Source organism: Mesorhizobium sp. M0898, assembly GCF_040319695.1.
In the GTDB taxonomy this organism is placed as follows: domain Bacteria; phylum Pseudomonadota; class Alphaproteobacteria; order Rhizobiales; family Rhizobiaceae; genus Mesorhizobium.
The window spans coordinates 1-559 of sequence record NZ_JAMYOE010000164.1; the positions used below are offsets into that span (position 1 = coordinate 1).

The window sequence follows — 559 nt, forward strand, 5'->3', positions numbered from 1 at the left end:
CCATCTTTCCGCCAGTCCGGGCGGCATGACAGCGGTGCGCTCGGCGGATAGCTGGCCAGATCCATCTCGCCGATCCCGCGGCTGATGAATTGTTCCTGCCAATACTCGTCCATATAAGGGATCAGAGCATCATTTCCCGGCACTGCGGGATGAATATCGCAATCGATTACCGATGTCGGCTTGTGGAGCATCAATGCCTCGCTTCCAAGAATCTCTGCCGTCTCAGATAAATGGGGTCGATCGTTCAGAGATCGACGACCAGGTATGAATCCTCGACACTCACAGGGAAAGTTTCCGCTTTATACGGACCCTCGACCAATTCGGCTCCCGCAGTTATCGATACCGGGTATTGTTTCACGGATATTCGCCCCGGATCACACCATGACTGGCCGGTGCGAATATCAAACTCCCAGCCGTGCCAAGGGCAGCGGATGAACTCGCCCCGACGCGAACACTGGACATGTCCGGGCTCATCTGCCGTTGCGATACCTGAGATCAAGCCCATCGACAGTTCAGCACTCTGGTGAGGGCAACGATTGAGGAGGGCGAAGTAGTCGCC

General features: G+C 56.2%; 1 protein-coding gene and 1 pseudogene. Both read right to left on the minus strand.

From position 1 onward, the window contains the following. Nucleotides 1-191, minus strand: a pseudogene (locus tag NKH90_RS34740) (amidohydrolase family protein); the annotation flags it as partial. Nucleotides 192-244: 53 nt separating this feature from the next. After that, on the minus strand, nucleotides 245-559 hold a 315-nt coding region (locus NKH90_RS34745; protein ID WP_352823854.1), incomplete at its 5' end, for a Rieske (2Fe-2S) protein.